The organism is Halomonas sp. BC04 (genome assembly GCF_000568385.1).
The window spans coordinates 1-8,735 of record NZ_AZQX01000237.1; the positions used below are offsets into that span (position 1 = coordinate 1).

Here is an 8,735-nt window from a genome sequence, read left to right on the forward strand (position 1 = left end):
GACGCAGTGAGCAAGGGCCTCGCCATGACCCGTGCCAATGGCTTCTATTACATCATCGGTTACGGGGGCAAGATCGAGATCCCGACTATCGACATGATCGTTACCGAAAGAACCATCGTCGGCAACCTGGTCGGCACCTACCCCGAACTGGTCGAGCTGATGTCATTGGCCGACCGCGGTGCCGTAGAGCTGGCGACTCGAGAGTACCGCCTCGAAGACGCCAACCAGGCGCTTCATGACCTGCATCACGGAAAAGTGCCGGGACGTGCCGTCCTGATTCCCTAGCCCGAGCCTACCGCCTCTACTGAAGGAGGCGAGCTGCCCTTTTCCTGCTAGAGAGAGCTCAACGCGATGACAGGTAATAATCCGCTACTCAGCGTCAAGGACTGCAGGTCCACTTCAAGACCGACGATGGCATCGTTCCCGCCGTCGACGGCGTCAGTTTCGACATCAACGAGGGTGAAACCCTGGCCGTGGTCGGCGAATCCGGCTCAGGCAAATCGGTCACCAGCCTGGCCATCATGGATCTGCTGCCCAAGGGCAAGGGTTATATCGCCGGGGGTGAGCTGCTGTTCGAAGGCGATGACCTGGTCAAGATGGAAAAGCAGAAGCGCCATGCCCTGCGCGGCAATCGCATCTCGATGATCTTCCAGGAGCCGATGACCAGCCTCAACCCGGTTTTCACTTGTGGTTACCAGATCGCCGAGGCGGTCGCCCTGCACCAGAAGCTCGACAAGAAAGCCGCCTGGAAGAAGGCCGTCGAAATGCTCGATCTGGTCAGCATTCCGGAGCCCGCCCAGCGCGCCAAGGAGTATCCGCACCAGCTGTCCGGTGGCATGCGCCAGCGTGTGATGATCGCCATCGCTCTCTCCTGTAACCCCAGGCTATTGATTGCCGACGAGCCGACCACAGCGCTCGACGTGACCATACAGGCACAGATCCTCGACCTGATGCGCAACCTGCAGAAGGAGATCGGCACCAGCATTTTGTTCATCACACATGACCTGGCAGTGGTAGCGGAGATGGCTGATCGGGTGGTGGTGATGTACACCGGCCGGGCCGTGGAGGAGTCCGGCGTATTCGACCTCTACGAGCGACCGACCATGCCTTACACCAAGGGTCTGCTCAACTCCATTCCCTCCTGGAGCGGCAACAAACAAGGCAAGAAAGATCGCCTGGTGGCCATCCCCGGCAATGTGCCAAGCCCCATGAACCTTCCCCCAGGCTGCAGCTTCGAGCCCCGCTGTCAGTACGCCAAGGACATCTGCACGAAACAGATTCCGCCGCTGGAATCCATCGATGATGACCACCGGGTGCGCTGCGTACGTTGGCAGGAAATCGAGAACGACATCAAAGCGGGGAGCGCTTGATCATGGAAAATACAGCCATCAAGCAGGACATCATGGATAGCAAGCTGCCGCCAGACGTTGTCCTGCGAGTCTCCAACCTGAAGAAGTACTTCCCGGTCGGCAAGACCTTCTTCAAGAAGAACCGGCGGGTGGTCAAGGCGATCGATGATGTCTCCTTCACCGTCAACAAGGGCGAGGTCGTTGGCCTGGTCGGCGAGTCCGGGTCCGGCAAAACCACCATCGGGCGCATGATCATGCGCCTCATCGATCCCACCTCGGGCAGCATGGAGTTCGGTGAAACCGACGTGGCTACTGCAGAAGGCAAGGAGTTGATGGCCATGCGCAAGGCCATCCAGATCATCTTCCAGGATCCCTACGGCAGTCTGAACCCTCGCATGAAGGTTGGCCCCATCATCCGTGAAGGCCTGGATGTCCACCGCATGTACAGCATGGCGGAGCGCAATGAACGCATTGCCAAACTGTTGGTAACCGTTGGACTAGGTCCCGCTCATGTCAACCGCCATCCTCACGAGTTCTCCGGTGGCCAGCGTCAGCGTATCGGTATCGCTCGTGCGCTGGCGGTAAGTCCGCAGCTGCTAGTCGCCGACGAGCCAGTCTCGGCGCTGGACGTCTCGGTCCAGGCCAGGTGCTCAACCTGCTGCAGGATCTGAAGGAAGAGTACAACTTCTCGATGCTGATGATCTCCCACGACCTGGGGGTAGTTGAACACTCTTGCGACAAGGTGATTGTGCTCTACCTCGGCAAGGTGATGGAAATGGCACCAGCCGAGAAGCTCTATAAGGATCCCACGCATCCCTACACGCAGTCGCTTCTTTCCGCGATGCCGATCCCCGATCCACGTCGTCGCGACGACAAGACACGCATCATTCTCAAGGGTGACATCCCCAGCCCGATCAGCCCACCTTCCGGCTGCGTGTTCCGAACACGCTGTCCCATTGCTACCAAGGAGTGTGCCGAGGTCGTACCGCCGCTGGAAGAGACGAGTCCAGGGCATTTCAAGGCCTGCATACATCGCTGATATCAGCCGGAATGTAATGAACGGGAGTCCAGACAATGACAACAACGACTGCATCGGCTCATCAGCCACAAAACTCACCCCAGAAAGATTCACAGGAAGTTGCCCCTAAGCGTAGTGAATGGAAGCGTGCGCTAAGATCGCTGTATCGGTCAAAAGCAGCTTTGGCATCGGCGATCTTCCTGATTCTGATGGTGCTTATTGCTTTTACGGCACAGTGGATCGCACCACACGACCCGAGAGCAGTGGATATCAGCAACCGCATGCTGTGGCCAGTGTGGACAGAGGCAAACTCAAATCCCATCTATTTTCTGGGTACTGATTCCCTTGGTCGAGATATTCTTAGTCGCTTGATATATGCCTCGCAGATGACACTGGTCGTCGCCATTTCGGCCGTTATCGTCAGCGGTCTGGTAGGCATCTTCATGGGCCTTATCAGTGGCTTCTTCGGCCGCTGGATGGACGCCGTGATCATGCGCCTGGCCGACTTGCAGCTGGCCTTCCCCAGCCTGTTGATCGGCCTGATCGTTATGGCCCTGATCGGTTCCGGAGTGATCGAACTGATCTTTGTCATTGCCTTGACTCAGTGGGCCTATTACGCCCGTATCGTGCGCTCCGAGGTGATCAAGGTTCGCGAGACGGAATACGTTCAAGCCTCACGGGCGCTGGGCGCCGGTAATGTGCGCCTGATCTTCAAGCATGTACTGCCTAATGCACTGGCTTCGATGCTGGTGGTTGCCAGCTTCACCCTGGCCATCGCCATCTATTACGAGGCCTCTTTAAGCTTCTTCGGACTGGGGATTCCCACAGCCATTCCCACTTGGGGAAACATGATCGCAGACGCACGTGATGTCATGCTGCGTAACTGGTGGTTCGCACTATTCCCTGGATTGGCGATCACCTTCACCGTTCTCGCTTTCAATCTCCTCGGGGATTGGGTGAGAGATCACTTCGATGTCAAGGCAGAATAAGGAGCAGGAAATAGCAAATAGAAATATCAACTATGTTTCATTCGAAAAATGGTAAACCAGCTGGAGACAACAATGAAAATGCCATCCAAGATAATACGCCGTGCTCTCATACCGTCACTGGCACTAACCGCCATTGCCGGTGCGGTTCAAGCCCAAGCCAATACTGTCACCTACGTCCTCTACGAAACCATCGACGTCATCGGTGATCCGGTGATGAACGTCAACTACTCGGAGCAGATGGTATCCAAGGCCATGTTCGAGCCACTCGTCTGGGACTTCGATGCCCGGGCGCCCGAAGGTGAGAAAAGTGGCCTGCGCCCCGCCCTAGCTACCGAATGGGAGCCAATCGAAGGCGAGAATGCCTGGCGCTTCAAGCTCCGCGAAGGCGTGACCTTCCACAACGGGGAGCCCTTCAATGCCGAGGCGGTGAAATATAGTATTGAGCGACCCTTCCGCGAGGATTTCCCTAGTGGCGACAAGTTTCTCGATGTCCCGATCGACTACGTGGAAATTGTCAATGACTATGAGGTGATAATTCATACAACTGAGCCGGCACCCATTCTTCCTAGCCAGCTGTCGCGCAACGGTGCCTTCATCATGGAGCCTGGCCATTATCAGGCGATCGAGGATATTGATGACAAGCGTTTCCAGCCAATGGGTACAGGCCCTTACAAATTCAATGAGTATCGTGCCGATGACCGAGTTATCCTTGATCGCCACGACGATTATTGGGGATGGCACGATAATAGCAACATTGAGCGGTTTGTCTTCCGTAATATCCCCGAGGAGTCCACTGCTCTATCCGAACTGATTGATGGCAATGTCGATATTATTCGCCTTCGCCCCGACCTGGTGGATACCGCAGAGGATGCCGATGGTGTGACCACAGTGATCGGGCCAAGCCTGGTGCGTGGCATGCTGGGCTTCAACATGGACATGTACGAGGAGCTACGTGACCCACGGGTTCGCCAGGCACTGAACTACGCCATTGACCGCGAGGAGATGGTCAATGCACTGGCCTTCGGCAACCAGGAGTTGCAGATGGTCAATGTGGTCAACCCACCACATGATCATCCTGACCTGGAGCCCTATCCCTTCGATCTCGAGCGTGCCATGGAGCTGCTCGCCGAAGCCGGCTATCCGGACGGTTTCACAATCGACACCATCGATATCATGACGCCAGAATCTTCCGACTATGCCGAGATTGCCGCGGCTTATTGGGGTGCTATTGGCGTCGAAGTCGGTGAAGTACGCCAACTCGACTGGAGTGTGGTACGTGAACGCTGGGCGGCCCGGACGTTAAGCGTCCACGCCTTCGCCTGGTCGGCGGCCGAGAATACCCCGGAGACCGATATGTGGGCGGTGCACGATGGCCGCCAGACCAACTCCACCCACTGGGCGACCTATAGCGACCGCTACCAGGAGTGGGAGGAGATGTACACAGAGCTCTCCAGGACTATCGATGAGGACCGTCGCCAAGAGCTCAACTATGCCATGCAGGAAATCCTTCACGAGGACCCGCCCTGGCTCTACACCTACCTGATGCCGATCCCCATGGGACTCAATGAACGTATCGGTGGCTATTACCCGCATCCCTCAATGCTGGTAGATGACTTTGCATCGATATACGTCAAGGAGTGATGTTGCTCGGGCAACCGGCCTGATGCCGGTTGCCCGTTAACCAAACAAGAAAGTTCCTCGGGGAGCGCCTTCGATGTTCTATTTAGCTAACCGCCTGGTGCAAGGCCTGATCGTGATATTGGCTGCTCTGACACTAGCCTTCCTGATGATGTTCGTGATCGGTGACCCGGCGCTGATGTACGTTGGCCCCGATGCCTCGGCGGAAGTCCTCGAAGCCTACCGTCGATCGCTCGGCTTCGACCAGCCTCTAATCGTCCAGTACTACCATTTCATGACCAGTGCCGTTCAACTGGACTTCGGTGTTTCCTATCGTCACCGCGTCGACGTGATACCGATCATCGGTGAACGACTGATCCGCTCGGCGGAACTGGCCCTTCCCGCCATGCTGCTCGCCGCTCTCGTCTCGATCCCCGTCGGGGTGATCAGCGCCGTGCACCGCAACTCCTGGATCGACTATGTGGCCCGTTTCGTGGCACTGATCGGCCAGGCCGCACCCAACTTCTGGGTGGGTATCATGGCAATCCTGTTTTTCTCGTCTTTCCTGGGCATTCTGCCTCATCAGGACGCGCCGACCCAGGCTCGCCGATCTGGACACAGGCACGCTACATTTTGATGCCAATGTTCATTTTGTCACTCATGCCCATGGCTTACCTCACGCGGATGATGCGCTCCACTGTTCTCGAGGTGATCAACGAAGACTACGTGCGCACCGCCCGAGCCAAGGGGCTCAGCGAAACCAAAGTGATCTACGTGCATGCCCTGCGCAATGCCCTGATTCCCTACGTCACACTCTATGCCCTGCAGTTTGGCTGGATACTCGCCGGCTCGATGGTGATCGAGACTGTCTTCGCCTGGCCCGGCTTCGGGCGCCTGTTGATGGACTCCATTCGCATGCTCGATATCCCAGTAGTGGCGGCAGGTTTGACGACTGTTGCAGCACTCTACATTGGCCTCAACCTGCTGGCCGATATGCTCTATACCCTGCTGGACCCAAGGGTCGTCAATCGCTAACCGGGTCCATTCACCAAGAAGATACACAGCCCAATTAACTGACAAGTCATTAGACAGGAGAATCATCATGACGGAACGTGTCGCAATGATCGGCAGCGGTATCATCGGACGCGCCTTCGCGATCTGCTTCTCACGCGGAGGCTACGAAGTCACCCTTTATGACCCCAAGGATGGCGTAGCCGATGCAGCCATACCCCTGATGCGCGAGACGGTAGCCGACCTTGAGCAGAATGGTCTGCTCAACGATCGCACCACCGATGATGTAATGAGCCGGATGGTCCCGGTCAAGACCATGGAGGAAGCCGTCGAAGGGGCGATCCATGTCCAGGAGAATGCGCCCGAAGTGCTTGAGCTAAAGCGTGAGCTCTTCACCAAGCTGGACAAGATCGCTCCCAAGGATGCGGTACTGGCCAGCTCGTCCTCTTCCATCGTGACCTCCAAGTTCACTGAGGAACTCGAGGGCCGTCATCGCTGCATGATCGTCCATCCCACCAACCCCCCTTACGTGGTGACCATTCTCGAGCTTGTACCGGCCCCCTGGACAGACCCTGAAGTGGCGCAGAAGACCCGCGAGCGCCTCGAAGCCATGGGCATGTCACCCATCACCCTGCACAAGGAGGTCACCGGCTTCATCATGAACCGCTTCCAGTCTCCAATCCTCCAGGAAGCGTTTCGCCTTGTCGCGATGGGAGTGGTGTCTCCCGAAGATGTGGATAAGGCGATGTCGGAAGGCATCAGCCAGAGGTGGTCATTCATCGGTCCGCTGGAAGTCGGCGACCTCAACGCGCCCAATGGTTTTCGCGAATACGCCGAGAAGTACGAGGCCATGAACCGCAATATCGCCATGGAGCAGCGCGACCTTATGCCCTGGGCCGGTCCGCTGCTGGACTACATCGATAAGAATTTTCGCGAGCGGGTGCCGATGGATCAACACAAGGCTCGCCAGCAGTGGCGTGACCGCCGCTTGATGGCATTGGCCGTTCATAAGAAGTGGGCTAACGAAAATATCAAGTAGTGACTATTCCTAAAATGCAAACAACATAAGGAGCATAAAATGCGACTCGTACACACCATGATTCGTGTCGAAGACCTCGATGAATCCATTGAATTCTATACCAAGAAGATCGGGCTCGAGTTCGTTTCCAAGGAAGAACTACCCGGCAATGACGCAACCATCGCCTTCCTGCGTGATCCCAAGAGTGGCCATGAGATCGAGTTGACCTATAACCATGATGGCCGCTCCTATGACTTGGGCGACGGCTACGGTCACATGGCCTTCGATGTGGCGAGTGTCGATGACACCTATGAAGAGTGGAAGTCGCGTGGCGTCGAGTTCTCGCTGTTGCCCAAGACCATGCAGAACAGGATGCGTATCGCATTCGCTGTGGACCCGACCGGCTACAAGCTGGAATTACGTGAAATGCCGGAAACGGCATGACGCCATGTCTCGGCGGAGCAGCCACCGGGCCGGAATGAGCCGGTGGCTAAGCAGGACAGCAAGAGGAATAGTCCATTCTACTCGAATGATGGCGGAGCTCTACGGCAAGCGCACAGACCTATGCCTTGGAAAGGATGGATCCATGCCTATCGCCGACCTGGACAAGGGCATGATGGACGCCAACGGTTTCGTTGGTGGCGGACCACCGATGGCCTGCTGCCGTTGGCACCTGCTTCGCTAACTTAGGGACATCTAACATGGCACAGTATTTCACCGATTTCTCCGACTATTCAGTTGGCAACGCTCCCAAGGATTGGCGAGATGCCTGGATACCGGGCGGCCACCGCCTCGAGATTCACGAGGTACCCGACGCCGTGGGCGGCAAGGTACTACGGCACCACATCGACACCAACAACCGGCGCGCCTGGGCCTGGGAGCGTGTACCTCGCGGTTCATCCTGCTACGAGATTCTCACCCGTCTGCGTTCAAGCAGCGCTGACTCGCGCTTTGGCGTCATCGCACGTGGAGATGGCCAGGGTGAGCGCGGCACTGAACAGGGGGTAACCTGCGAATTCTTCAAGGGCGCCAATCACAGCCTGGTCGAGTACGAGCCGGCCAAGCTGGAACTGCGCCAGACCTTGTTCTTGATCGCCTACAACCCACAGGGCGAAAGAGATAGAGGCCCTGAGCGGCCTCACGGAGTGGCCAGAATCTGGGGTGAGAGTTTCTTTCCTTGGGCACCGGACCAATGGTTCTGGCTGCGTCTGCAGGTCTTCGCAAAGGATGGCACCTTGCATGCCCGCGCCAAGGCGTGGGATGGCAGTGGAGAAGCCAGCGAGCCCGCCTGGTGGCATTACGAGGTGAGCAATATCGAACCCGACAGAGTAGGCGCAAATGGCTGGGTAGGCATTACCGGCCAACGTGAAGAAGGCGTGCGGGAGTACGACGTGTTTTCGGTGGGGACCGATGGCGACCCGGCTCCTATGCCTTGATGCCATCGCCAATAATCCATACAGCCCGCGATTACTCCCTACTTCGTCCTGACGAGGTAGAGAACAACAACCAGAGAGAGTGGTATCCCTATGCGTTATAGAAAATTCGGCAATACCGACCTCGTACTATCGGAAATCTGCTTCGGGGCCATGCGTTTTACCAGCACGGCGGATCACGTGACACTACCTGGCGAGCCGACCAGGCAAGAAGCCGAACAACAGAACCGCAACGGTCGTCGTGCCGTCGAAGCCGCCCTGAGCGGTGGCGTGAACTGTATCCACTCGAGTGGTGACTAC

The 8,735-nt window shown here is 57.0% G+C and carries 10 protein-coding genes and 1 pseudogene; all 11 read left to right on the forward strand.

The window, feature by feature from the left end; all coding sequences use genetic code 11:
* Window positions 1-285: pseudogene (locus Q427_RS16335) on the forward strand (hypothetical protein); the annotation flags it as partial.
* Between the two features lie 188 nt (window positions 286-473).
* Window positions 474-1,370, forward strand: a complete 897-nt coding sequence (locus tag Q427_RS16340) for an ABC transporter ATP-binding protein (protein ID WP_269321261.1) — start codon at window positions 474-476, stop codon at window positions 1,368-1,370.
* Between the two features lie 2 nt (window positions 1,371-1,372).
* The gene (locus Q427_RS34255) at window positions 1,373-2,020 is read left to right on the forward strand and encodes an ATP-binding cassette domain-containing protein (RefSeq protein ID WP_231613736.1); all 648 of its coding nucleotides are present in this window, start codon (window positions 1,373-1,375) and stop codon (window positions 2,018-2,020) included.
* Complete coding sequence (locus tag Q427_RS34260) at window positions 1,996-2,388, forward strand: oligopeptide/dipeptide ABC transporter ATP-binding protein (RefSeq protein ID WP_231613737.1); 393 nt, start codon at window positions 1,996-1,998, stop codon at window positions 2,386-2,388. Before Q427_RS34255 ends, Q427_RS34260 begins: the two co-directional genes overlap by 25 nt.
* A gap of 35 nt (window positions 2,389-2,423) precedes the next feature.
* Complete coding sequence (locus Q427_RS30320) at window positions 2,424-3,356, forward strand: ABC transporter permease (protein ID WP_043515871.1); 933 nt, start codon at window positions 2,424-2,426, stop codon at window positions 3,354-3,356.
* A 78-nt stretch (window positions 3,357-3,434) separates the two neighbouring features.
* Entirely contained in the window at window positions 3,435-4,997 is a 1,563-nt protein-coding gene (locus Q427_RS16355) for an ABC transporter substrate-binding protein (protein ID WP_197030692.1), read from the forward strand.
* A gap of 73 nt (window positions 4,998-5,070) precedes the next feature.
* Window positions 5,071-5,610, forward strand: a complete 540-nt coding sequence (locus tag Q427_RS35465; RefSeq protein WP_051496453.1) for an ABC transporter permease — start codon at window positions 5,071-5,073, stop codon at window positions 5,608-5,610.
* Window positions 5,583-6,008, forward strand: a complete 426-nt coding sequence (locus tag Q427_RS35470; RefSeq protein WP_269321262.1) for an ABC transporter permease — start codon at window positions 5,583-5,585, stop codon at window positions 6,006-6,008. The genes Q427_RS35465 and Q427_RS35470 overlap by 28 nt, the downstream gene beginning before the upstream one ends.
* 67 nt (window positions 6,009-6,075) lie before the next feature.
* Window positions 6,076-7,023 carry a 3-hydroxyacyl-CoA dehydrogenase gene (locus tag Q427_RS16365; RefSeq protein ID WP_043515878.1) on the forward strand — a complete coding sequence of 316 codons (948 nt, stop codon included), beginning with the start codon at window positions 6,076-6,078 and terminating at the stop codon, window positions 7,021-7,023.
* A 39-nt stretch (window positions 7,024-7,062) separates the two neighbouring features.
* The gene (locus Q427_RS16370; protein WP_043515881.1) at window positions 7,063-7,446 is read left to right on the forward strand and encodes a VOC family protein; all 384 of its coding nucleotides are present in this window, start codon (window positions 7,063-7,065) and stop codon (window positions 7,444-7,446) included.
* A 257-nt stretch (window positions 7,447-7,703) separates the two neighbouring features.
* Window positions 7,704-8,438, forward strand: a complete 735-nt coding sequence (locus Q427_RS16375; RefSeq protein ID WP_043515884.1) for a hypothetical protein — start codon at window positions 7,704-7,706, stop codon at window positions 8,436-8,438.
* The last annotated feature ends 297 nt before the right edge of the window (window positions 8,439-8,735 follow it).

Coding starts and splice junctions, on each gene's coding strand:
- Q427_RS34255 (WP_231613736.1), top strand. CDS start 1,373: ATGGAAAATACAGCCATCAAGCAGGACATCATGGATAGCAAGCTGCCG.
- Q427_RS30320 (WP_043515871.1), top strand. CDS start 2,424: ATGACAACAACGACTGCATCGGCTCATCAGCCACAAAACTCACCCCAG.
- Q427_RS16355 (WP_197030692.1), top strand. CDS start 3,435: ATGCCATCCAAGATAATACGCCGTGCTCTCATACCGTCACTGGCACTA.
- Q427_RS35465 (WP_051496453.1), top strand. CDS start 5,071: ATGTTCTATTTAGCTAACCGCCTGGTGCAAGGCCTGATCGTGATATTG.
- Q427_RS16365 (WP_043515878.1), top strand. CDS start 6,076: ATGACGGAACGTGTCGCAATGATCGGCAGCGGTATCATCGGACGCGCC.
- Q427_RS16370 (WP_043515881.1), top strand. CDS start 7,063: ATGCGACTCGTACACACCATGATTCGTGTCGAAGACCTCGATGAATCC.
- Q427_RS16375 (WP_043515884.1), top strand. CDS start 7,704: ATGGCACAGTATTTCACCGATTTCTCCGACTATTCAGTTGGCAACGCT.